At 61.0% G+C, this 23,798-nt stretch carries 14 protein-coding genes; 6 read left to right on the top strand and 8 right to left on the bottom strand.

From position 1 onward, the window contains the following. Window positions 1–128: 128 nt before the first annotated feature. On the bottom strand, window positions 129–413 hold the full coding sequence (locus MMG94_RS20610; protein WP_154420364.1) for a hypothetical protein: 285 nt from the start codon (window positions 411–413) through the stop codon (window positions 129–131). Window positions 414–494: 81 nt separating this feature from the next. Here MMG94_RS20610 and MMG94_RS20605 point away from each other — a divergent pair, with 81 nt between their 5' ends. The 4 genes from MMG94_RS20605 (at window position 495) to MMG94_RS20590 (ending at window position 2,407) form a co-directional block, all read left to right on the top strand. Continuing rightward, entirely contained in the window at window positions 495–1,181 is a 687-nt protein-coding gene (locus tag MMG94_RS20605) for a nucleotide-binding protein (RefSeq protein ID WP_016919205.1), read from the top strand. A gap of 31 nt (window positions 1,182–1,212) precedes the next feature. Next, window positions 1,213–1,596, top strand: coding sequence for a hypothetical protein (locus tag MMG94_RS20600; RefSeq protein ID WP_154420362.1), 384 nt, complete (start codon window positions 1,213–1,215; stop codon window positions 1,594–1,596). A 176-nt stretch (window positions 1,597–1,772) separates the two neighbouring features. After that, the gene (locus tag MMG94_RS20595; RefSeq protein ID WP_026016140.1) at window positions 1,773–2,009 is read left to right on the top strand and encodes an antitoxin; all 237 of its coding nucleotides are present in this window, start codon (window positions 1,773–1,775) and stop codon (window positions 2,007–2,009) included. Continuing rightward, the gene (locus MMG94_RS20590) at window positions 2,006–2,407 is read left to right on the top strand and encodes a type II toxin-antitoxin system VapC family toxin (RefSeq protein WP_016919208.1); all 402 of its coding nucleotides are present in this window, start codon (window positions 2,006–2,008) and stop codon (window positions 2,405–2,407) included. The genes MMG94_RS20595 and MMG94_RS20590 overlap by 4 nt, the downstream gene beginning before the upstream one ends. A 106-nt stretch (window positions 2,408–2,513) precedes the next feature. Here MMG94_RS20590 and MMG94_RS20585 read toward each other — a convergent pair whose 3' ends face one another. Both MMG94_RS20585 and MMG94_RS20580 read right to left on the bottom strand, forming a co-directional pair. Further along, a complete protein-coding gene (locus tag MMG94_RS20585; protein WP_016919209.1) occupies window positions 2,514–2,891 on the bottom strand; it encodes a single-stranded DNA-binding protein in 378 nt (125 codons plus the stop codon). Between the two features lie 727 nt (window positions 2,892–3,618). Then, window positions 3,619–3,963, bottom strand: a complete 345-nt coding sequence (locus MMG94_RS20580) for a single-stranded DNA-binding protein (protein WP_016919211.1) — start codon at window positions 3,961–3,963, stop codon at window positions 3,619–3,621. A gap of 532 nt (window positions 3,964–4,495) precedes the next feature. On the opposite strand from MMG94_RS20580, the gene MMG94_RS20575 reads away from it, so the two are divergent. Further along, the gene (locus MMG94_RS20575; protein WP_154420419.1) at window positions 4,496–5,026 is read left to right on the top strand and encodes a hypothetical protein; all 531 of its coding nucleotides are present in this window, start codon (window positions 4,496–4,498) and stop codon (window positions 5,024–5,026) included. 330 nt (window positions 5,027–5,356) lie between these two features. Beyond that, a complete protein-coding gene (locus MMG94_RS20570) occupies window positions 5,357–5,851 on the top strand; it encodes a helix-turn-helix domain-containing protein (RefSeq protein ID WP_157212434.1) in 495 nt (164 codons plus the stop codon). A gap of 281 nt (window positions 5,852–6,132) precedes the next feature. Here the strand turns inward: MMG94_RS20570 and MMG94_RS22225 are convergent, their stop codons facing one another. The 5 genes from MMG94_RS22225 to MMG94_RS20545 form a co-directional block, all read right to left on the bottom strand. Further along, complete coding sequence (locus MMG94_RS22225) at window positions 6,133–6,297, bottom strand: hypothetical protein (protein WP_420846629.1); 165 nt, start codon at window positions 6,295–6,297, stop codon at window positions 6,133–6,135. 455 nt (window positions 6,298–6,752) lie between these two features. Continuing rightward, a complete protein-coding gene (locus tag MMG94_RS20560; protein WP_016919216.1) occupies window positions 6,753–12,869 on the bottom strand; it encodes a DEAD/DEAH box helicase in 6,117 nt (2,038 codons plus the stop codon). Between the two features lie 7 nt (window positions 12,870–12,876). After that, window positions 12,877–16,344 (bottom strand): STY4851/ECs_5259 family protein, encoded by a 3,468-nt coding sequence (locus MMG94_RS20555; RefSeq protein ID WP_154420417.1) that lies wholly within the window; start codon window positions 16,342–16,344, stop codon window positions 12,877–12,879. Window positions 16,345–16,670: 326 nt separating this feature from the next. Continuing rightward, complete coding sequence (locus tag MMG94_RS20550) at window positions 16,671–17,264, bottom strand: hypothetical protein (RefSeq protein ID WP_154420415.1); 594 nt, start codon at window positions 17,262–17,264, stop codon at window positions 16,671–16,673. A 476-nt stretch (window positions 17,265–17,740) separates the two neighbouring features. Next, entirely contained in the window at window positions 17,741–23,524 is a 5,784-nt protein-coding gene (locus MMG94_RS20545; protein ID WP_154420413.1) for an AAA family ATPase, read from the bottom strand. Window positions 23,525–23,798: the final 274 nt, after the last annotated feature.

Below are 23,798 nucleotides of genomic sequence, written 5' to 3'. Positions count from 1 at the left end.
GACCAACAGGAACGGCTGAAGCGACGGCTGGACGCCGCCCCCAAACGGGAGCGCGCCCCACGCGTCGCCTCGCTCCTTCGCGCCATGCGCGACGAGATCGCGGCGGTCGCCGAGGAAAAAAACCTGTCCTACAAGGACATACAACAGATGCTCGCCGCCGACGGGCTGGCCGTCTCCATCTCGACCTTGAGCCGCCATCTCGGCGCGAAACGTAAGGGGAGGGAGAGGGATCGGACGGCGGCGACGAGCGCGACAAACGCGACCGATAAACCTTCGTCGCCGGAGGCCGAACAGCCCAGGGCGCCAGGGATCGCGCCGACGAACGCCGGAAAGAGAAAGGCGGGCGGCGAAGGTCGTCCGATTCCTCCGATGCCCAGCCCATTCCCTTCCACGATTGGCGCGACGAAGCCCAAGGAGTCGCCGGATGCGACCGTCCCCCGCGCGTCATCTTTCCCAATCCGGCGAGACCGTGAACGAATCTAGGAGCGCGAGCGATGAGCAAGGCGATTTACGTGGTGGGCGGAAGCAAGGGTGGGGTGGGCAAATCGCTCGTTACCATGGGCCTCGTCCACAATCTCACCCAAAGAGGCGAGGACGTTTTCGTCATCGACGCAGACACCTCGAACCCCGACGTGTTCAAGTCATATGAGAACGAGGTCGTCTGCGAGCTCGTGAATTTGGACGAGGCGGACGGATGGATCCGCTTCGTGAACATCTGCGACGAATACAAGAGCAGCAGCGTCGTCGTGAACACGGCGGCACGCAACAACGTAGGGGTCGCGGCATACGGTCGAACACTCAGCCAGTCCCTTGAGGAGCTCGAGCGCCAGCTGGTGACGCTCTGGGTGATCAATCGTCAGCGCGACAGCCTGGAGCTGCTGCAGGACTATATCGACGCGATTCCGAACTCGACGGTGCACGTTTTGAAGAACGGCTACTTCGGAGCCGATTCGAAATTCGAGCTCTATAACGGCTCCGAGGTGAAATCCTCGGTCGAGAAGCAGGGCGGCAGTTCCCTGCTGTTTCCCGACATGGCCGATCGCGTGAGCGACGATCTCTACAGCAATCGCTTGAGCATCGCGCGCGCCTGGCAAACGATGCCGATCGGCAATCGCGCCGAGCTGCGCCGCTGGCTCGAAGAGGTCAGCAAGGTGTTCGCGCCAGTGGTCGATAATGAATGAGACGGCTGCGCCTCTATCGAGCTTCGAGCGCATGCTGGGGCGCGCCGCAACCGAGCGCGAGCGCGACCAGCTGCGACGAGTTCAAGCGGAGCTGGGTCTGAAGGAAAATGACGCGCTTTGGCTCGTGATCTTCGCGCTTCAGTATTATGAGGGCCTCTATCGGCAATTCCCAAAAGCGATAGCGGCGGAAGCGCAACGCGTTCTCTTGGAAACGCGAGTAGCTGCTGAGGCGACAATTCGAGCGGGCGCTGAATCGGCAAAAGCGGACCTGGCGAAGGCCATTGCAACCGCGGCGCGGGATGTGGCCCGTGACGTCGCAAGGCGGCAAATGATGCAGTGGCTCATCGTCGGAATGCTTGTCGGCGCATGTCTCTTTAGCGCAGGCGCTTATGTCGGCGCTCACGCTGGATTCTAAGGGACGCTGCAACGCTTGAAAATCGGCAGCAAACAGCCCTGATTGGCGCGGCATCTGAGCAATTGCGGCCAAGATGGCCGAAAGTGTGCTCGCTGCGCGTTTTGCCATATCGCGATAGCGATTTGACCGCTGGGGGAGAAAGGCATATGTCTATGGCATATGCTTGGGAGGTCGGCATGGGCGAGGCGCGGCATGTGAAATTGTTCAGAAACGGGCGCAACCAGGCAGTGCGAATTCCTGTCGAATTCGAGCTGCCTGGCGACGAAGCGATCATGCGCCGCGAAGGCGACCGCCTCGTGCTCGAGCCGACGCGTAAGCGCGGCCTATTGGGGCTGCTCGAGACGATGGAACCGCTCGATGAGACTTTCCCCGAGATAGAAGACCGTCCACCCGCGCCGGAAAAGATATTTTGACCCGCTATTTGCTGGACACGAACATCATTTCCGATTTGATCAGGAACCCGAAAGGCAAGGTGGCGAAGCACATAGCCCGAGTGGGCGAGAAAAACGTGTGCACGAGCATCATCGTGGCCGCCGAGCTTCGATATGGCTGCGCGAAGAGCGGCTCGAAACGGCTCTTGGAGGCGGTCGAGCTCCTGCTGGGAGAGCTGGACGTCCTGTCTTTGGAGGCGCCTGCCGATGCGGAATATGGGAGGATTCGCGCCGAGCTGGAACGGAAGGGAAGCCCAATCGGGGGGAATGATTTGCTGATTGCGGCCCATGCTCTGGCGATCGAAGCAACGATGGTAACCGCCAATGTGGACGAGTTCACCCGAGTTAAGGGGCTGAAAGTGCAAAACTGGCTTTTGTGAAGCCGCCCCTAGGGGCGACGCGGAAATACGCGTTGATGAATGCCACCATTGAGCCCCTCGCCAGCCAAGCCCCGAGGGGGCCTGGTGGCCCCCTCGAAGACCAGAGTCAGCGGCGCTGCCGACCCCGCGACTTCGCGGCTTCATCGAGCCTTTCCTTCTTGTCGGATTTCGCCGTCAAGAGCGAGAGTTCATTCACCGCGAAGGTCTGACCGTAGTGCGTTTCGCCGTCTTTCTTCCATTCGGTCTGGAAGGGGGTGGAGCGGACGAGAACGAGGTCGCCGGGCTTGAGGCTTTCGGAGGCCCACTTGAGCAACCCGCCCTGGCGCTCGAAGATCGTGTGCTCATTCCAGTGCGTGCGCTCGACCCAGGCGCCTTCGCCGTTCTTGTAGTTGGCGTTGGAGGCGATTCTGACGATTAGGTGCTTGCCGATGCTCTTGACCGAAGCGACGTGGCCGATCTGGTTCATTTCACAAAGATGCGCCATTTTTTCTCTCCATCGTTTGGGGCCGTCCCCGTTGCGATGGCGGTCGTTATTCGACGGCTGAGAAGACTGCGGAGCAGCAAAGCGGGCAAGCGAAGCGCCGCGCGCCGACCGTGACGATGAATTTTGCGCCGCGAGGAATTGCCGCGCAGCGGCAAGGGGAAAATTCTTCGGCGCAGGCGCCGAAGCAGACTTCGCCGTCGATAGACCTAGCCATTGTTAGCAACGGGGCGCTCCCCGAGACGTGAGAGAGAGACTGGCGCGCGTTTTTTTAACGAGTGAACCCAATCTCGTGACATGCCGCCTCAAGGGCAAGCGGTCGAATGACCGATCAATAAAGCTTAGCCGCCGGCTCAATCCCGCGTGCGTCGGCGAGAGAGCGCTAGTAGATGGCCACACGGTGCTCGGGCCCTACAATGCGGTTGAGTGGGCCATCTGGAGCAGCCCTTTCCCGTCCCGCTCGTCTGGCGCGGAATCTTCCGCCTGGACCAGTCCTGGGACGATTTCGGGTGAGCGCAGGCCCAAGCCAGGTTTGCGGGTCAGCGAGCTCGCTTACTCGAATCGTGGAACAAAAGCGACCACCTGAACCGCCGCATCGGAGCGGAACCGATTTTGGCGACATTGGCTTCTTGGAGCTTCGGATGAGCGGGAACGATCGCCAATCGGAACCTAAGGCTTCCGCGACTTTCGCAGTGGTGCGATGCGCCGGTGCTAGCGCTTGTATTTCCGCTCACTGGTCGCCGGCTTGTTGCGAAGGCGAGAGCCGATCGACGACGTTGGCGATGATGTCGGTTATGTAAACGGTCTGGCCGTCCTTTTGATAGCTGCGTTCGGCGACGCGACATTCGGCGTAAATCGGATCGCCCTTCTTGATGTTCTCAAGAGCCCATCTCGCGATTTTCTCGTTCAGGATCGTTAAGGTAACCCAGTCGGTGGCCTCCTTTTTCTCGCCAGTTTGCCGGTCGTTCCTGCCGCGATTTGTCGCGACGCTGAATTTGGTGACCTTGCCGCCATCGAAGCCTTTGGCGTCGGCGCCGACATAACCCCGCACGATGAACAGATTGGTGCTGCGCATTTGTTCTCTCCCGTTTTCGCCTTAGGGCATCCGCCGCCCCGCTATCACCGCGCGCCTGGGACGCGGTTTTCCAAAAATACCATTTTATTATATTTTGCGCTCCTAGGAAATTGCGGCCACTCTCGTTTGACCTGGTCTCAGGCCGAAGGGACGCCCAATTTGGGAGCTTACGTCCGGAGCGAGCGCTTTTGTTCGTGCTATCGTGAGCGGCTAAAGCCGACGACTTACCTGTATGCTATTTACTCTGCAGTGGGGCTGGGCGTCGGCGATGCCCACTTGCGTTGGGTGCGGGAGACTTCTCGTCCGGATCAGAAAATCCTCCGGCTTGGGCCAAATGGATGTGAACCTGTGGTGTACGCAGGTGAAAAGGGTCGCGGCGTATCGCGCGACGATTCTGCCCAAGGTGGGCGCCACTCATCCGGTTTATAAACTTTTGGCAGATTTTCTGCCTGACCCCCGCCGCGGAATAGCCGCAACTTGGCTTTAGTGAGTCTGGAGAACCAGTTTTCCCTTAAGTCAGGGGTTGCCATTTATGAGCGTTCAGGTGTTTACGTTTCCCGTCGGCGTGGCTCGGCAGGGAGAAGTTTGGTGCGAACCGCTAAAAATTTATTTTCCTCAGGTCTACCGAATTATCAGGAAGAACGTGTCTCTGTCCTCAGCAACGCCAAGCTTCAGGCATGATGAGACCCCTGTCGCGTGTGACTTTTCTCTCTTCAATCTCAAGAACGCCGTCACGGGATCCGTCCCCCTACGTCACTTATCGCCCTCGGACGATCGCTCGCTAATCGTTCGTCATCATTGGTCAATGTCACTTGCGAACGCCTACTTGCAGGGCGTCGAAGACATGGATCCCGACCAGCCGTGCAGAGGGATCTATGAGACGGAACAGGCAATTTTCACGATCGCGAAGTGTCGAACTCGCAAGAGCTGGGCCGGGCCGATGATCTTTTACCTTGCCGATGGTTTCGAGGACGAGTCCGACATTGGGGTCCAAATTTGGGAAAAGTCCGTAGGGGTCGACGGCGAGCTACGCGCGTCCGATATTTTTTATGACGAGGACTGAAGCGCAGTTGCTCGGGCTGTGCCGTGCACCATACATCTCGGAAGACGAGAAGGCTATTCGCAAGATGATCGACGAACGTGTGTCGGGCGATTACCGCGCGCCTTAGACGCCGCTAGGATTCTTAATTTATTGGCAAGCATTTTCTAATAAATTGGCAGTCGCGCTGATTTTGCCCCTTGGCATCGTCACCGGAATCTCCGATGCTAATAGACACGTGGCTGTCATCTAACCTTATGCGATCACATGAATAAAAGGCGGGTGGAAGGGAAGGCTCGAGGTCGGAAGACGAAGAAGCCGACAGGTGACCATCGTCGATTAATGGTAAACTCGATGGAGGATCGGCTCGCCTCTCCACACTTGGAACGCTTAGCGAAGAACCTGATTGCGTATTTGGAAAAGAGCGGAATGACGAAGCCTGAATTTGCCGAGTCGATTGGCATGTCGGGTTCCCAGTTTCGTTATATTCGCAGTCGAGCCGCGAACCCATCGATTGAGATGCTTGCAAAGATTTCCGCCAAGCTGAAAACGCCTCTTTACGAGCTCTTAGAGGACTGTCAACTCGGGCATCGTCGCAACTTGTCAGCGAAGCAGATGACAAGAAACCTTTCGATAATCGTGAAGAGAAAATACGCAGAGAGCGGATTGGATAAGGAGCAATTCGCGAAAATTATCGGAGTCTCCCTGCCGCAATTGTATCTGATGTTACGGGGGGACTCGAACCCGTCGCTACTCATTGTCGTCGAGCTTGCGAGACGACTGGGCATCGGAATGTGGGAGCTGTTGGGAGTGGAGCCGACGCAGGACGAAAAGCTCATAACTCGCTAGGGCGGGTCCAGGGATCCTCGGACTCGCGAGTCTTCCGAGCGGCCCCAGACTCATAGCATTATCCAGATGAGCCAGGAAGACCCACAAACTCGAGCCTTATCACGACCTTCATGAACGGCGCCTAAGCCTTTCAGGGGTTCGGCGTCTTAAAGAGCCGCGCTATTGGCGATGCGCCAGACCACGCCCAGGGTGATCGTGGCGCCTGCCCTTGTGCGCCGTCGTCAGCAACACAACTGAGCCTGGCTCGATAAGCTGGTAGACCTTCGAAAAGGGCAGATCCCTCATAGTCGAAGCTCCGCGGCTTCGCTCCCCGCCCTGCTCGTTCCGATCGGCTGGATTAGACTCAAATCGTCCGCCCTGCCGGTCGCGTTGACCCGCCGGGACACTGGCCACCAGCGAAGGAAATCCTCGGGCGCAGGTTTCAACAGCTCCGGGCCGCCTTCCATCGAGAGCCATCGTTCGGCTTCCTCGGGGCGGAGCAAAACCGGCATGCGCTCGGCTACCGCGCCGCCATTCGACTTGATCGGAGGCAGCTTTGCGGAGACCGGCCGGCGAAGAGAATTACGGCGCCGCGGGGAAGAAATCCATTTGGGCGACGCCGAATGCGAACAAGTTCGCGCCCCCGAAAACACTCGATTACGATGGCGCGCGTCGATGATACTGCAAAAGGAAGAATAACGAGGAGATCAGTAGATTGGCGTCGATGGGAACCTGTGGGACGCGCATTGCGACGGGGACCCTGGTCTGTGGAAGTTGTGGTCAAAGCAGCTCGCAGCGTGACAACCCCCACGACTTTGCATGCTCCCCTCGATCGACCGCGGCATTTTCGAGTACAATGCCGCTTGTCCTTGACACCAGCAGCGACGGCATGTGCCGACGAGCTCGACGGCCGTTCTTGAACTTACGTCTTGCCCGATGTCGCGACGAGGTAGGTCTTGCCAATCCCGCACCGTCGAAGAATGGCGTTCACGGTTGCCAGCCGCCTTGCTTGGGCTGCGACATCGGCGCCGAAGTCGTAGCGAACAGCAACATGCCGGGGCGGCGCCCAAGCCCCGAACCCTTGGTCCAGCACGATTGTCGCAGCACTTCCATCGGCGAAATCGACATCGAGGTAGCGGCCATGCGGTACATCCTTTTGAAGTAGAGAAACGTGAAGGCCGCGCTGCTTCCCAAACAATTCGACGACCGCTTTCTGATCGGTGGCGTCGCGCCAATCGTGCCAAACCTGCCAAGGATCCCCGCGCAAGTCATTTTGACGCGGCGGACGGGTCTCGATGACGAGAGTTGGCTCCGTGGCACCCGATTGTGAGAAAACTTGCTTCATCGTATCGATCAGCAGACGCACCACCAGAGGCGAAGATACATATGAGTCTCGGTAGACAGCCTGTACGATGCCCGCTTTCGGCCAGCTGCCGCACTTCGTCAGCAGCTCTACGATGAGTTTGGAGGCGCGAGTGCCAAACGTGGCAAGGTCGCAATCGAGTTCTGGACCGACCTGGATGAGCTGGGCCCCCGGCGGCGGAAGAAGCGTGTCGAGGTCGACAGCAGCGAATTGCACGGCGATCGAGGCGCTTCCTCGGGCCATTGGGTGGCTGATGGGACGTCCCCAAGCGGGCCCGGGTAAGCGCGGCTCCGCCTCGCGCGTCGCCCAGATGCGGCTGGAACCCATTTCCGTGTGGACCATCGCCAGCGTGCGCGCTCCGTTTGCAAAGACAGGCGCCTCGGCTGTGACAAGCCCAACATTGTGCTGTAGCGCGAAGTCGCGAAGGCCAAGCTTCTCTGCAGGGCTAAGCGTGGTGACAAGGGCTGGCGCGAGGGCCAGCCGCGTATTGTGACCACGCTTCCTCCAATCCAGAAGTTGTGCGGCGAGCAGCCAATCCTGTAAGGCCGCAGGGTTGCTTCGGTCAGGTAGAAAGACGGTCAAAATCGAGCCGGCGGAACGAAGAAGCTCGAAGTGGATCTCGTCGAGCGGCGAGAGCGAAAGGTTCGCGCCATCGACGAAGCGATGGTCGGGGCCAAGCTCTTCGGGGAGCACCAGATGTGCCCGAAGAAATGCGAGCGCCGCGGTTCGGTCGAGCTCATCCTTGCCGCCGGGCGCATCGGAGGTTAGCACACAGGCCGCGCAGGCTTTTTCGCATCCGGGCGTTTCGCAGTCGAGTATCTGTTCGGCTCGGCGGATGACCGGGCGCATCAGATGCTCAAACGACACTGCGAAGCCAGCGCCGCCGGCGGCCCGATCGAACAAGAAGAGGGACACGGCCGGTGCACCCAGCACATTCTGGCTCTGACCGACCGCAAAGCCCATCTCATCAGCCTCGACGCCGAGCTCCTGGGCGAGCGCCTCGCGCAACGCGATCACCAACGCGTTGGCGCCGGCCCGGCGTAGCGTGTGCTGCGGCTGAAGTTCGAAAACGTCGGTCGTGATTTCCAGACCGAGGGCGAGGTTGCGCTTGATGCTGAAAGGTTTGTCGTTGCCGGGACACAGTTCCTGGCCCTTCCGGTAACGCAGCGGCTTGTGGTCGACGAGCGCCGGCGGGGGTAACGACAGCGCGCGATTGTCGCTATCGGCTTCCGCTCGGCCACACTGCAGGCAGATCGCATAACCGAAACCGCCCGGCCCGCCGCGATTGGAATAGTAGACAAGGCCCTCCCGGCTGCACCGGTAACGTCCGAGCTCCGGCAGCGGCAGACTCTGCCACGTCGTACCACGCGTGGAGACGACTGGATCCTCCGGTGGAACATAGGAGAGCGTGTCCGTATCGGCATGCGCGCGGACCCGGGGATCGACCGAGAAGCCGGCGGGGCGGAGGAACTCCTCGCTGGCGGGCCGCTCGGCACCGCATACCAGGCAGCAGTCGGGAAGCCCGCCACGTTTGATGTCGCTCGCGCCGCATGCCGCGCAGCGCCAGAGATAGCGTAGGCTCTGGACTTCGGCCACGTTCTCCTCGTTCGCCGGGCGTTTCCAATTCAAGGTCACGCCGGCCGATTTATGAACGAGGCCGTCGAGAACGACTTCTGATCCCGGTGCATAGTCGCGGATCGCGAGATCGAGTGAGCGCTGCGGCCCAACGGTCCGGAATTGGCGCGCGCCTTCCGGGGGGGCGTCTTGCGGGGACTGGAATTCCTTTCCGGGCATGAACGAAACGACATCGGTCGGAAAGCCGTGACCCGGAAGGAATCCGCGGTCCGCAAGGCCGCCAAGCAGAAATTCCCCGCACATGCGCCTAAGCTCGACCGCCATCCTGGATTTGCGGGCGTCTTGGAGACCCTCGTCCTTCGCAAGGGCGACCAGCCCCTCCCATTCCGCGACAAAGCCACTCGCGAGCTCGGCGATGGCACCCTTTGCATCCTCGACCAAGCTCTGGTCACCGTCCAGGATCGAGCGACGCGTCAGCGTCGCGAGGCTGTCCATGTAGGCACCTGCCGTTGCCGGGCGCTCAAGCCACTCGATGAAGCCCTCCACAGGCCGTTCCGCCTTGGGCGGGCGCGCTTCTTTCGGATCAGCTGGACAGCCGAGAAACGCGCCGATCTGCATCTTGAGCGCGTCGCCGGCGCGCTCGCGCATGAAGTTGCCGAGCAGGAAGGCGTTGACGTGACGTTGCACAATCGGCCGGCTACTGAGCGTCACCTTTGGCGCGGCGAGGGTCCGCTGTAAGTAGGCCTGCGGATCGCGAAAGGTCTCGCTGTCAAGTGGCCGGTCCTTGCAGAAGGTGAAAGCCAGCGCCACGGCCTGACCGCGACGGCCGGCGCGGCCGACACGCTGCCGATAGTTGGCGATCGACGGCGGCACGTTGGTCATCATCACGGAAGAGACCGAGCCGATGTCGACGCCCATCTCCATCGTGGTGGAGCAGTTGAGGATATTGATCTTGCCGGCCTTGAATTCGCGCTCATAGCGGCGCAGCCGTCCGCTATCCTGCTGCGCCGAATGCTCGGCCGAGCGCGCATAATCGGCGAAAAGCGCGATGCGGTCCGAAATATTCGTCCAGGCCCCTTTATCTCTCAGACTGACGATCGCTACGTCAGTTTCGATCCATGCGTGGGTCGCCCCCCGCGCATCGGTGGGATCGATGAGTCCCAGCATCGGGGCGGGATGCCGCGGCATGTCGATCGGAAGGGCGCGCCGGCGAGCCTCGGCCTGCTCCTCGAGCCCGTAGGGTGTAAGGCCGAAGGGCGCCCGGTCAAGAAGGCGGCGCGTCGCCGGGCAATAGAACGCATCGGTGACGGGAGCGACGTAGGTCTTAGTGAAATCGAACGCGCGCCGTTCCGGATCCGCAGAGAGGGTGGACTGGACCTGCGCCCACGCCGCATGCAGACACTCGTCGAGATCAGACCGGTCGCTCGTCTCGTCCAGATTGAGTCCAAGGCCCTGGAGCAGGAAGGCGACCGGACGCGATTGTCGATTGGCTCGAAAATAGCCGTTCGGCCACGCGCGCAGTTTGGGGTCGCGGTCGGTCTGAGCGTCGGGGCCAACGAGCGACGTCAATTTCGCCGTGGACGACACCCAGTGCTGCATTTGCCACGAGATGGCAATGGCGCCGTTAGCGCGCACGAACCAAGTCAGCACCGCGTCGAGATAGGTTCGCCAATCGTCAAGGGTCCTGCCCCGGCGCCGGAAAGCACCGGGAAGCTGGGAGTCGCCGAGCCGGTCGATACTTGGGTTACGCAGACGCGCGATGCCCAACGTCTCGGCCGAGTTCGCACGCTTCGGCCGGCGAGCGAATTCCCGCAGCAGCAGGAATTCGGCGAGCTTGGACTGGTCAGTGAACAGCTCTTCGTCGCGCGCCTCCCAAACTCCCTTGATCCACTCAGAAACCTCGATCCGCCCCGCTAGCCGGTTCACCAGCTCGGGCCACGCGATGCCGTCGGTGCTGCCTGATGCGAGACTCAAGAGGTCGCGTCGTTTTTCGGCAAGCATGCCTTCGAGCGCCGGCAGCTTGGTCGCTGCAAAGGCCGCTTCAAGCTGCTGGATCTCAGTTTTGAGCTTCTCAGCCTCCTGGTCCGCCCCAGGCTGCGGGCACATCGACGCCTGGGCCTGGTGGTAAACGAAGGAGCGCACGAAATTGCGCTCCGATTCGATTTGAAGCTTGGCGGCCATGCGCGCCGTGCCTTGGCGGCTGTCCGTGAAAGAGAGCAGTCGGCGTCCTGCGGAAGGAAGCTTATCTCCCGCCTTCGCCAGCTCCACGCCTTCGAGGAGGATCGGGGCCGCGTTGCCGAGGATGAACGGCGCGCCAAACCGGAGCGACCGGATCAGCTCGGGACTTTTCCGTCCCGCCGGGCTGCAATGCGGGCAAGCGCGCGGTCCGTTGTGCTCCTCCGCCAGAAGCGTCACGCCGCCATCGGCTGGCGCATCGGCGACGCGCCAGCCCGCCTTTCGGTCGAGCCAGAAAGGGCGGGCGGCCGGCGTCGGATTGGCCGCGAAAAGGCGCTCCCAGGCGGGGGCCTCATCCTGTTGCGCCAGTTCGTCCCCGGCGTCGTCCGCATCCTCCGCCCCGCCATCGTTCTCGCGCGCGCTGTCGAAGGCGAACTCGTCCCGTGGCGGGTTGCGCAGCGGCGCCGACAGGCGCGGACCCGCCTCAATTCCCTCCATGAATACCTCACCGCATTCGAAGCAACTTGCCACCTCCAGGACCGGAGCGCCGCAGGACGGGCATCCATCGGCGCGGTCCGGCAGAATGCCGCCAAAAGGCCAATCCGACGGCCTTTGCGCGCACTCCGGATTGATGCAGCTCCAGATGCCGGGAACGGCGCGCTCGAAGGCGTGAAGCCGGATCGGCGCGAGGCGTTCTTCGTCCTTATCGGCCGTCTTTCGCGCCGCGCGCGACATCGCAAAGATGAGATCGGCCGCATTGACACCATACGTCCTTGCGGGCGCGTCGAAGTCCGCGAGCGGAACGCTGCCATCGAACAATCGCTCGACGAGCCGCCATGTCGTCGGGTCGCGGCCGAGAATGTCATAGAGCAAGGCCGGATCCGTGGCGCGGATATCGACTGATGGCTGGCCGGGAGCGCCGTCGGGCCGACCTGGCATCCGGCGCCGCCCCTCGATGACGTGCACGCGGTCGTCCGGAATCCCGGCAATGTCGGCCAGGAAGCGCTGAAGCTGCTGACGCACATTCTCGCCCGAGCCGATGGTCGCCGAGGTGGCGACGAAGCGGACCTCCTCCGGCTTGACGGAAAAAGCGAGCAGGACCCGGCGAAGGAGCAGCGCGATCTCGGCCGCCGCCGCGCCAACCAGCGAATGCGCTTCGTCGAGAACGATCCATTTCAGCTTGCCCTGCGAGGCGTCGATGATCGGCCGGTCCTCGGCGCGGACCAGCATGTATTCGAGCATGGTGATGTTGGTGACGAGCAGCGGCGGGGGGTTGGCGCGCAGCCGCTCCCGGTCGATGACCTCTTCCGGCGTGCGGCGTCGTTCGGACTCCCTTGCGGCGCGCTGCAGATCTCCGTTGTAGAGGCAATACCGAACCCTTCCGCCGAATGGCTGCGTCCAGGCGGAGAGTCGTTCGCGCTGGCTCTCGATCAATGCATTGAGGGGATAGAGCATGATCGCCTGCACCCCTTCGAGCGGCTCGCGTTGGCCCTGCGCCTGCGCGACTAGCTCGCTCAGGATCGGAAAGAGGAAACATTCGGTTTTTCCCGACCCTGTACCCGAGGTGACCAGCACCGACTGCGGTTCGGGTTCCGCAAGGAACCGCCAGGCTTCGGCCTGGTGAAGGAACGGCCTGCGCGTGCCGGGAAAGCGATAGTCGTGCTCTGCGGGCAGGCCGTCCAGTGCAGCCACCAAGTCGGCATTCAAAAGCGAACCGGCCAACGCCGCCATCGTCGCGTCGACGGTGACGAACGGGTGCGCGCCTTCGAGCACCGGCTCCTGCAGCATGGCGCCGATCCCCGGATCGTCGCCGCCAAGCAGGGCGCGCAAATGCCGCCGGACCCCCTCATGCGCGAGTCCCGACTGCGCAATAACCGCCTCGGCGCTGCGTCGTTTTACTTCATTCAGAACGTCAAACGGGGTCATGTCACACTCAACCGTAGAATTTCACAAGCTGCGGCCAGGATCCTGATACATACATCGGGTCCTCGCGGAGCGTGCGGCGCGCGATCAACGCAAGCTCGGGGTCGAGCACGAGTTTCTCTCGGGCACTTGCTGCCAGCAGGACAGGAGCAAAGAGGCCCGCAAAATCCGTGTGCGATTTCGTTTCGATTTCGGGCGGAAGCTTCAGCCCGATTAAAGCTAGGCGCTCCGCAAGATCGTTCGGCGCATCGCCGCCCCGCTGGTGCTGGTCCCGGATGTAACCGCTCGTCAAATCTCGGAGCGAAGGGCAATCCATCGCCTGCCCGATTGGCAGTCCGACCAGGCCGAAGATGGCTTCGAGCGCGGGTTCGAGCGCAGTGAGGTCCCCGCACACGCCGCGAAGCCACGCCACCGCCTCGTTGATCGCCTTCTTTTTGCCAAGAGCGCTTTCCAGCGCATCGGTTAAGGCGAAGCAACTCCGTTTCATCGCCGACAACCATGCGCGAAGCGGCAGGGCCAACCACAGGAACGGCAGTTCATTTTGTAAGGCCCAGATGGCGCTGCGCTCCTCTGCATCGCGGGCGTTGAGGAGCAAGTCGATGAGGGTCTTCGCGCTGCAAGGCAGCAGCTTGAGCGCGTCAAACGCGCTTGCCGGAAGGCCGTTGAGATTGGTCGCCGCATCACGCAACCACTTGAGGTCACTCGCTCCGGCCTCACCGCGTCCGAGCCGGGACAGTGCGTCCACTACCGCGCGCTGGCGGTCCTCATAATCCGGTATTGCCAGCGCCGAAACCAGGACTCCAGTATAGGCGTCGGGGGCGCCCGGCTGCGCAACCGGGGTGGGCCTTGAAACAACATCGACACCGTCCCGCAGATAGACGAGGCAAGGCCCTTTGCACCGCTCTGGGAGCTGCCACATTCCGTCTCCCGCGGGTTCCAGGGCGCGTTCGAGCCGCGGATCCAGAATCATGCGCGCCACCGGCACAACGCGAGAGGACCCCGAAGGCGGAAACCACCGGACTAGGCTGCAGTCGCGCGACAGCTGTTCGTGGCGGTACCGGCTGATGCGGATCGGTCGCCGCGAATCACCTATGAAATCCAATTCCGCCAGATCGTCCTGTCCGGGCAACGTTGCCAGCGTCTCATCGATCGCGCTCCGCAGGATACCGAGCGGGAGTTCTCCATCAACGACGATCCGGATTGCGCCTGACTTGGAGCCTTTCGCGGCAAGATGAATGACCGTCCTGCGGGGTGCCACAGCGACCGCGCCGCGCAACGCGCCGACGTCGACCTGCTGGCCGGGCGTGAGGATTGAGCCGTCCGCCAGGGCGATAACGGCGTCCCGGCCGACAAGGGGAGCGATCATGTCGAAAGGCTGCCCCGCCGGCGGCCGCAGCGTCATCGGAAGCCGATAGACGGGTCGCCCGGTAAAGCGGATCGACAGAACGGAGCTATCCGCCGCATCGACCGCGCAGGCAGCCTCCCGGACGGTGGCGGTCCATCCCGGCAGGCCCTCAAGGCAGATCTCGCCGCGCTGCGCATCCTTCATGACGCCTTTAATGCGCGCATCGTCCGGCACAAGCGCCAACTGGCGTTTCTCGACCTGGATGTTGGCGACCGGGTCACGCCAGGACAGCTCCATCAGGCCGGCGGCGTTGAGCGGACCGGCAAGTGGCGCCCATTTACCGCCCGGACGCCGGACAAACAGCTCGCCGGCTCCTGGCGGCCGCGGCTGCTTTCGGGCTTCCCGGATCAACGGCCTTACCGGCGCTGCCACGAGTTCCCAGCTTTCGTCGGCGAGTTCAAAGCCGGCACTGACGAGGGGGACAAGTTCAAGCTCGTACTCCCGTCCATCCGTATCCGGCTCGACCCTGAAACGGACCGCGTCGTCCTCATCGCTATGGAAATAAGCGGACGCGGTCAGGCGGACGAGCTTGCGGCCCAGCGCGGGAACGTCCATGATCTCCGGTGCGGCATCCTCTGTCAGGGGCTCGACCGTCCAGTCCTGCGGGACGAGAACGTAGAGGGTCTTTGCCGGCGAGTTCACCGAGCCTGATCGAAAAAATCGAAGCAGTGGCTCGTTCGGTGTCGAGCCCTCGTCTTCCTGGAATACCAGGACCTCCGATCGCAGCGCTTCGCCGCGCGGCCATGTCCAGGGATGCGAGATGCCATCCGGCGTGCTGAGCGTTACGGTGACAGGCGCAGCTAACGGGAAATCACTCAGGAGCTTGGCGGTACGTGTATAGGGACGCACCCGCCAGCGCCGCTGCTCGCCGAGCGGCGGTTCGAGCAACGCGAGCTCGCCGGCAAGGTGGTTGCCGAGCTCGCCCGTTGCAATCGCGCGAACCCGACTAAGCGCCGTAAGGCTCGGCAGCTTTGCCGGCGGGATTTCGCCGTCGGCAAGCAGCTGTAATGCCGGATGCCATTCGCCCTCCCGCTTGACCAGATAGCGCCGGACCTCCACGCCTTCGGTGGTGAGGCCGGTCATCTTCTCGTCCAGCAATCCGGCTAGCAGCTCGGCGACAAGGGCTTCATCCTCGGCCGGAACGTAGATCGGCAGTTCGTCGCGCCAACCCGGATATTTGGCATCGAGAAGCGCTGAATTACGAATGCCGGCGCGACTCTCGGCTTCTGCCTTATGCCGCAGTTCGAGGAGCCTCGTGACGAGTTCCGAGCACAGCGCGACGAAGTCATCGTGCTGGTAGCTCTTGCGCATTCGCCCGCGCTCTTCCTCGGCAATTGCAAGAATCTCGTCCAGCGTATCGACGCGCCAGGCGATTGCTCGGCGCATGATCGCGCGCAGATACTCCTTCAGCCAACCGCGTGCGCCTTCCGCCAGAATGCGGACAGGAAATCCGCCTTCGAGGGCCACGGTCAGGAGAAACTCGCGCGCATAGGCGCTCTTTCGCAGCGGACGCCGCCAATAGGTCAAGCCGGAGGTCGTCAGCGCTTGCTTGCTGGCATAAGGCACGGATGGAAAGAGATCTGGCGCTGGATCGTCCCATCGAAGGAAAGTTGAGTCGGAGTCGCGGCGGAACCACTCTGCGCAATACCCGACGAACAACGCACCGGCGCGGGCGTCCGGCTGCATGAGACGGCCGGCGCTTGCCAGGTGACGAAGTATCTTTTTCGCCTGTTCATATTCGCTATCCGCCATTCGGTAGCGATAGAGCGGCCGTTCATCCGGACGCATAAGTTTTCGCGCGCCGAGAAATTCACGCAGCCAGTCGCGAACCGGGTCCGATTGTGGGGCTGCGCGGCGGGTCTCGGTGGATGTCGGCGTGCGCACAAGGGCGCGGCGGGTCATCACCACCCTGATCTGCAAGTCGATGGCCGCGTCGCTATCTCTCTGCTTGAGCTCCTCATTGAGCGCGTCGAGAAACTGCGGATCATTGCCTCTTTCTTTAAACATTTCAGCGAGCCGCCCGTCATCCAGCCGGGACAGATCCCTGAGTTCCCTCTCCGACGCGCTCCCCATTTTCAGCCCTCAACGGAAGCATACGCACAAATCGTAAACAATTAAAACTGCAACGTCTTCGTTACGTGCCCAATGCGAGACGATGAAAGCCAGTATTTGTGCCCGTCCGAGATTGGACGAGTTTATCGAAGCTCACACGCCTTCTCCGTCAATGTCGTTGCCACGGCCTGCCAAAATAAGCCCACTGCCCGCACGAAACTTACTATCCCAACCGCGCCGCCCTACCCCGCGCAATTGCGCCCTTATCGATGTACTCAGGCGCCTGCGCGACGGCCCCGAGCAGCGTCGGTGTCGATTGGCCATTACTGTAAAGGTGGGAGTCCGGGCTATGCGCTGTCGCCCTCGCCTCGGTCAGCGTGCGTGAGCGATCGTATGCGTGCGAAGCGCGAATAGTCGATCGGCTCGAGATGAGCAAGCGCATTGCGCACCGCACGCGCTTCGTCCGCGAGCTCGACCCGTCGGTCGCCTGCGGCGAACGCCGCCTTCGTAAGGCGCGCGATCTCAGCCCATTCTAGCGAGTCGAGATCTGCGGTTAACAGAGACCGGCTGACGCACTCACGTAACGCACGGCGATGGCGTCGCACAAAGCCGCTTCGCTCGCTTTCCAACCATCCGAAAAGCACTGTCACTTGGGCCCGCCAAATCCGTCGTGCAATCTCCTCTCGACCGCAGCAATCCAGCGTGGAAAATACGACGCCGTCGAAAAGATCGCTCGTTCCGAGCGCCCAACTGGCCGCGCGGGTGCCGTCGGAGGGGGATTGTGAAATGTCGAACATCCGGCGTGGTGCCGTCGCGAAGCTCTCAACGAACCGAGCGACCGATTCGAGGTCCCAGCCGGCGAGCTGAACCGCGGTCTCGACTGCGAGGCGGCCGAGTAACGGATCAAGCGCGCTGGGTACCCCGTCGAGCGCCCAAGACATCGCGTCACGCGAGCCGATTACGTTTTTCCAAGGCAAAGAACGTAGGCCGACGGCTCTGATTGCGCTCTCGCAGGCCGGGGTGATGACGACGACTAGAACCGCACCGAATCGCTGACGGCGCGAGCAACCGCCGGCCCAAGCCCGCAACGTGGTTTCCCAACGCGGCCAGGATCCTTCGTCGAGGCCCTCTATAATTGCGGCCCGACCCTCAGCTGCGCGATCGACGGGCAGCGCGGCAGCACTGCGCGCGTCGACCTCGAATGCCCTCGATAGGACCGCTAGCGGCGGTTCCTCCGTCCTGGCGTCGATCCTCGGTAGCCACGGCTGATGGAGAGCCCCTTCAAGCGCCGCCTCGAGCTGCGGCGGGCAATGCGGCGGAGCGACAACGACAGCGACGCCGTCGTCGTTTGCGACTTGGGCAACCTCGCGGACGAACGCCGCGGGTCCATGCAACAGCCACTGACGCGGGGCGCGGCTCATACTGCGGGCTGAAGGGTCTTGCGCAACAGCGGCGACCAGAAAACCCTGTTTAAGCGCAGATTCTCATGTTCGCGAACGACCGGCTCAGCGAGGCCGGTCATCATCAACCAGTCGTACACTCGCGCAGGATCTTGACCCCGGCAAAAGTCGCTGAGCACCGCCACGTCAAACGAGTCGTCAGGTTGCAAGAAGGCGATCAATTCGGCGAGCAGCGCTCGTGCGTCATCGGGGATCGGCTCGAAAAGGGGGCAGAATTCCTGCGAAATGGACGAGTCCCGTTTTACGCCGAGACGCCGATCTGTCCAACGTCCAACTGAGTTAAGGAAGCCCCCAGTTTCATCCAGCAACGTCCTACGATCGTCCTCGGACAGGATGATCTTTCGACGTTGAAAGTGATCGTTTAGTTCGATCGGCGCCAAAGGGGCTAATGTTTCAATTCGCACGTTCCCAAGCTGCCTGAGCCCTTTCGGATCCTCTACAATCGTGCGCCAAGCATGATCGAGATTGCCGACGAAGACCACTAAATTATTCCCCGACCGTCCCGCGACCCTAAGCCATTCCGTGTCCCAACGCAGTCGCGGCGAGACAACGAAACAGCATCTGCTCCTCGTCTTGTTGAGCTGCCGCAGAAGCGACGTCGCATTCGACGCCTGGTCAACAAGTATGATCCGCATGCCCTCGTGCTCGTCATATTTCTTCGGCTCAAGCGCAATCGTGACCTGTTCAAGCAACATGTCCGGCGGTCCGAAGAAAACAGTCGGTCGCGCCTGAGCATACCCTGGCTCCATCCCCCGCGTGGCCTTGCTGATCTGGGCTGGAGTCAGCGGATTAAGCCAAACACCTTTGTGCTTCGGCTCGCCCATGCTTGCGAGCCGCGCCCTGCGCCTTGAAGGTTCAATCTCGCGCGGCGCCGGTTCCTGTGCGAACGCAATGAGGCGATCATAGATTTCCGCCTCCGAGCCAATAAGGTTCGCAATGATCGGCGATGACAGCTGATATGTTCCAGCGATCCGGTCATGTGTGAGGATGCCAAGACCTTCAAGCTCCTCCAGCACACCTCTGAAATCTTCACGCGCGTTGGTCTCCGAAAAGCCCTCACGCCACCAATAGAACGCGGCTTCACGAAGTTTCTGCTCTGTCATGGAAGTCGCCACGTCGCCTCTCTTGCGGCGATCACTGCGATCGACCGCCATCACAAGCGCAACCAGCTCGTAGCGCTTGTCGAGATCAAGCGTAATCCGAAAGGTCTCGAATATCTCGTTTCGCAGCTTCTGATTGCGCAGTGTGGCCTCGATATGCTCACCGGTGATGCGCCAGGGCGGCAAGGTCGCATGCATTGCCTGGAGCCCGCGGACATGCCTGAGCAAATCGCGGCAGAACATTTGGACGAGCTTCGGGTAAAATTGCGTCTCGACAAGAATTCTCGAGACAAGTTGAGGGCTGTCGAAGATATAACCCACTGCGGCGAGCGGCTCGGTCACTAGATCGCGCGCCGATTTGTAATCAGCCCCCTTGAGCGGCCCGATGCAGATCGGTTGGCCGAAATGGGCGAGAGGCGTGTTAGGTTGCTGCGTCAGTCGCAATACGTTATTCTGCCCAGATAATACCACCTTGAAGCGCCGGTTGGTTCGCTCCATGACCCCCCGGAACTCAACTAGAAGCCGAAAGTCGCGCAGCGCATCGGCACGTACCAGACTGTTGGTCTCGTCGAGCATTAGAAGGATCGTTCTCTCGGCATCCCCCTCAAGCCATTTCTCCATGGCAGCGAGAATGTCGAGTCGCGAATCCGCAGATAAGGGGCGCGCTTTTTTGTCGATCAAACCCAGAATGTCTCTCCGCTCAGTAAGGCCCTGGCAATCGAGCCGCACTGTCACCGACTTTTCTGCGTTGCGGCTGCGCTTCTCGATATAATCGAGAAGCACGGATTTGCCGAGCTGGCGGCCGCCATAAACGATACAACTACCGTTTCGTCTGCTAATCTCGTCGAATTCGGCGTTGCGGCCGAAAAACGCCTCCACCGGAATGCTGCCTGGCGTCGTGACATAAGGTGTCGCGGCTGCGAATGGAATCCCGCAGGCAAACAGATCACGCAGAACGCGTTGTCGTGTGCACAGGAAGGCCAATAACCCATCATCGACGAGACAAAAAGCGCGCCCTAGCCGGCGAGCTTCCGCTGCGATCGCGCGGCGATCCTCAGGCGTCAGCCATGTCTGCGCAAAAACCAGCGTGGCCCCCGCGTCTCCATCGGACACGGCTGCGACAATCTCGTTGGGCCGCGTGTCTTCATTCGGCACCATGATCCTGTATTGACCCTCCGCCTCGCTGCCGAATCGGGCGACCGAGCAGTACTCCCGATCTGCGATGGCGCGAACCCTGACGCCAACCTGATGAATTCGGTTTCCGTTCGATAAGCCGCCGAGCGTAACGGGATCGTCTTTATCGGGAACAAACCCCAATTCGCCAAGGACATCGCGTACAGAGCGCTTGAGTGTGTCGACCCGCGCGGTCCGCAGGCTCAACCACTTGCGTATAAGGGCTCGGGTGCGCGATCCCTCTGGAAAGCCTTGAGAGCGCTCCCATTCGGCAAGCCTTGGGCTGGTACCCGTCTGCGAACTGAGGAACCGTGAGAAGTCTTCGATTGCGGTCGGCCCTGGAGTAGAGATCTCGATGTCTTGTCCTCGCTCGACGAGTGACAACTCCTCTGCGAGAGTGATTAACTCATCGCTCTCCACCAACTTGCGAAGCGAAGCGACGGTATCTGCCGGAACGGTTCCCTCAATACTTGCAAGGCGGTCCTCAAGTGCTTTCAGGGCGCTGGCCCGGACGCGGCGGACGTTCTCCTTGGCTGACTCGATTTCAGTAAGCGCATCCGGAAAATCGAGAATTTCACGCCCGTCGGCACCCGCAGCGAGGCTCAAATCACTCCTCGGCAATTCCTTCACGTCGATCTGAGCGACGCCCTGGTAGAGTAAATCCAGGCTGGTCTCGCCAGCGGGGGCATAGTTCATCACGGTGAGCAGATCATCCCGCAGCTTGGCGCGCTCGTTTTCGACATAGCTGCGCGCCGCAGCAATCGCCTCCCCTCGCTCAGCGGCGAGTGATCGGTCATCAGCCAAGGGGGCCGCCAATGCGAGGAACGCTTCGGTTGCAAGATGCTCTCGCCGATCCATCGCGACGTCGAACGCTTCAAGCCAGTTCATAGCTGGCTTTCGCTCGAGATCGAGAAGTGCATCCCAGGCAGCCTCGGGAGTCAAATCTGGCCGTCGGGTTGCTCCTGGCAGACGAAAATGGTCGTAATCGATGGCGTACCGGAACGGATTCGACGACATGCCGGTTTCAATGGCTTGCGCATGGCTACGTAGCAAAACAGCGGCGATCGCCGCGCAGGCGATAGAAAAATCGTCAATGCTTGTCTGAGTTTCTGCCAAGCCATTGAAAGTTTCGGCCGCCGACTTAAAGCGTCGGTGCAGGTCTCGGCCTTTCCGTCGCGTCGCTTCAATCGTCTGAGCACTTGAACGGCGTTGCTCGTGCAAAAGATCTGCGGCGCGCGTCAACCGCAACGCCAGCGCCCTAAATTCCTTGACGATCGCCTTGAGGCGTGCGAGCGCGCGCGCTTCGATGGGTTTGCGCTCCGCGACGGCGCCCCGACCTTCCCTGTCGAGCCGCCTGATGATCGCCTCGTCGGTTTCGTCGACGCGCATCACGGCATCAATCATGCCTTCGACTGCGTCAGGATCAAGATGACCCCTCGCAATTTCCTCAAAAGCCTGCGCCAGTTTGTGGGCGACGACCGTTGCCGCTTGGTAGGCGAGAGTGCCACCCCTGACTAGATCGACATGGCGACGCAGGGCCGATTGCGCATCCCTGAATTCCTGATCCGCCTCAGGAGTATTCGTTTGCGCCAGCGCCTCTAGTGCCGGGTAAGCGCGATCAAGAGATACGATTGCCGCTTGAAGGTCTTTAGCCGCAACAACCATTGAATCATCAAGTTTCAATTGCTCGAGAGCTGTCCGGCAAAGCAATGTCGGATCCGTGATCGCGGGGAGGCTGAGCGCCGCAAAACGGAGCCACGTGTCGCCACGGTGTATCGGCTCATGGGTCGCCGTTAGAAGGATTTGAAGAGACTCAGTGAAATGCAGCTGCGCCTCGGCGTCCTGCAAACCTGATAAGCCCAACAATCGGGCAAGCGCCGGATGAGGCAGTGGGAAGTTGAGCTCCGCGCCTGCAGTACAGGCAATCCCGAACAAACCTATGTCGTGGCGTCTTAGGAGCGTTGCCGCGAGGCGCTCGGCGTCTTCGCTCCGGTTAATCAGGTCACCGTCCGCAAGCTCGTTGATGGTATCCGTAATATTTTCTTCCTGATCTGAGGAGCCAGCTTGGTTAATCCCATCTTCCGAAACTCCCGCGACTGAATGTTCGAAATTGGCGTCTGCCTCCGCCGCGGCCAAGATATTTTCCTCATATCGATTCACGGAGAAAGAAAGTCCGCCCTCGGGCTCGTCGTTGGGTCCATCATTATTTTGGGCTGCGACAGGAAGGGCGAATTCAACGGGCAATAAGGCAGTGGGTTTGTTAATTGCGGTCGTTTCAACCGTAAGCTTGGTCTCTTCAACGATGCTGGGTTGTATGGTTGCCGCGACCTCTCTGGTCTCACTCGTTGCCGTTTCGAGAAGCCCGGCGAGATGTTCCTCGGCCCGTTGGTAACGGTCGAGTGCGTCGGAGTAGGTCCGCCGCGCGTCGCTGTCGAAAGGGCTCGCGCGGTGCGCCGCTTCGGCCTCATGCCAGGCCGACCGCGCTGCATCTGCATCACGGACCATTTGCGCGACCTTCATGGCCAAGTGCGTTATGTCGGCGTAGGATATTCCCGATGCAATATCGCAAAACTGGTCGAGCGCCTTGTGCAATCTCGCGGCGGCCTGTTCGTCGGCAGGCTCATCGCGCGTTCGGAGTTGCTCCAAAACAGTCTGAGTTACGAGCGAGGCCGACCGCATGCGCTCCGTTTCTTCCCTCCGGGCGCGCAGAAGATCGCCGATTTTCTCGATCGCGGCAATGGCAGCGACCAGCGGCGCATCTGCATCAAGGCGCTCCGCCTCGTCGAGGTTAAATCGAACCTGGCGAAAAAGCATGGCGATGTCATCGGTTCTCGCGGGCTCCGTCGTCACCAAGTCCTTGCCTTCTGTCAGCATTTTGTCATTCTCTGCTTCAATCGCGGGGCGCCAAGAACCGAAGATGTCCTGCAGCGGTTCGTAGGCATCGATTACCGCCGAGATATTCTGCGCCGAAAGTCCAAAAAGCCAGGCTCCCCAGAGCCAATCAGCGAGTTCGTTAAACGCTTCGCTGCCCGCCGCAACTTCGGCAACGCGCGGGAGGAAATCGGTTTCGCCATCGGCGAAAACAGACCTTTGAAGCCGAGCCTTTGCAACGAGCCGGTCGAAGGCTTTCTGATCGGGCCGCCGCGAAAAGGCTTTCTTTGAGAGGTGCTTCAAGTGCAACACAAGTGTCTTGTAAGCAGTGGGATTTGACAAGAAGCTGGCAACGAGGGCGTCCCAAAACGCGGTATCATCTTGGGGATCGATCTCGGCTCCTTGGGCGCTCACTAGGCCGAGTTGCTTGACAAGACGTCGGCGATCTGCGGCCGGCCAATCGCAGAGGGTCGCTATTCGGTCCGCAGACATAAAAGGGGGGAGGTCCACAGTGACGGCTTTCGAGTGCGATATCGATTGCAGATATTCTGTTTCAGTCTTTATCGCCCAGTCGCGTAAACGCAAAATCAAAACCACGACGCGCGGGCTATCGCCGTCGGGCGCATGAGGTCTTGACGCACCCCCAACTGGGGCGCCGCTCAAGGTCTGTCGGGAGCAAGAACCCAAACGAAAATTAAAATTGAGCGTGGATTCAGCGGCTTGTGATTGGTTGCGAGTCGACAGAAGGATCAAGTGGCCTGGACGGAAACCACTCAAGAATACTATGCGCGCCAGGCCAAAATTCCGGTCATCGGCATGTCCGGCCTCTGGAGCTCGGAGCGGGATGACACGCCTCCCGGAAACGGGAACG

Source organism: Methylocystis parvus OBBP (assembly GCF_027571405.1).
GTDB lineage: Bacteria > Pseudomonadota > Alphaproteobacteria > Rhizobiales > Beijerinckiaceae > Methylocystis > Methylocystis parva.
The sequence above is the reverse complement of the archived record's forward strand: the minus strand, read 5'-3'. Positions and strand labels throughout refer to the sequence as shown.

Coding starts and splice junctions, on each gene's coding strand:
- MMG94_RS20580 (WP_016919211.1), bottom strand. CDS start 3,963: ATGCGCAGCACCAATCTGTTCATCGTGCGGGGTTATGTCGGCGCCGAC.
- MMG94_RS20585 (WP_016919209.1), bottom strand. CDS start 2,891: ATGGCGCATCTTTGTGAAATGAACCAGATCGGCCACGTCGCTTCGGTC.
- MMG94_RS20570 (WP_157212434.1), top strand. CDS start 5,357: ATGGAGGATCGGCTCGCCTCTCCACACTTGGAACGCTTAGCGAAGAAC.
- MMG94_RS22225 (WP_420846629.1), bottom strand. CDS start 6,297: ATGGAAGGCGGCCCGGAGCTGTTGAAACCTGCGCCCGAGGATTTCCTT.
- MMG94_RS20550 (WP_154420415.1), bottom strand. CDS start 17,264: ATGTCTTGGGCGCTCGACGGGGTACCCAGCGCGCTTGATCCGTTACTC.
- MMG94_RS20595 (WP_026016140.1), top strand. CDS start 1,773: ATGGGCGAGGCGCGGCATGTGAAATTGTTCAGAAACGGGCGCAACCAG.
- MMG94_RS20600 (WP_154420362.1), top strand. CDS start 1,213: ATGCTGGGGCGCGCCGCAACCGAGCGCGAGCGCGACCAGCTGCGACGA.
- MMG94_RS20605 (WP_016919205.1), top strand. CDS start 495: ATGAGCAAGGCGATTTACGTGGTGGGCGGAAGCAAGGGTGGGGTGGGC.
- MMG94_RS20575 (WP_154420419.1), top strand. CDS start 4,496: ATGAGCGTTCAGGTGTTTACGTTTCCCGTCGGCGTGGCTCGGCAGGGA.
- MMG94_RS20555 (WP_154420417.1), bottom strand. CDS start 16,344: ATGGGGAGCGCGTCGGAGAGGGAACTCAGGGATCTGTCCCGGCTGGAT.
- MMG94_RS20560 (WP_016919216.1), bottom strand. CDS start 12,869: ATGACCCCGTTTGACGTTCTGAATGAAGTAAAACGACGCAGCGCCGAG.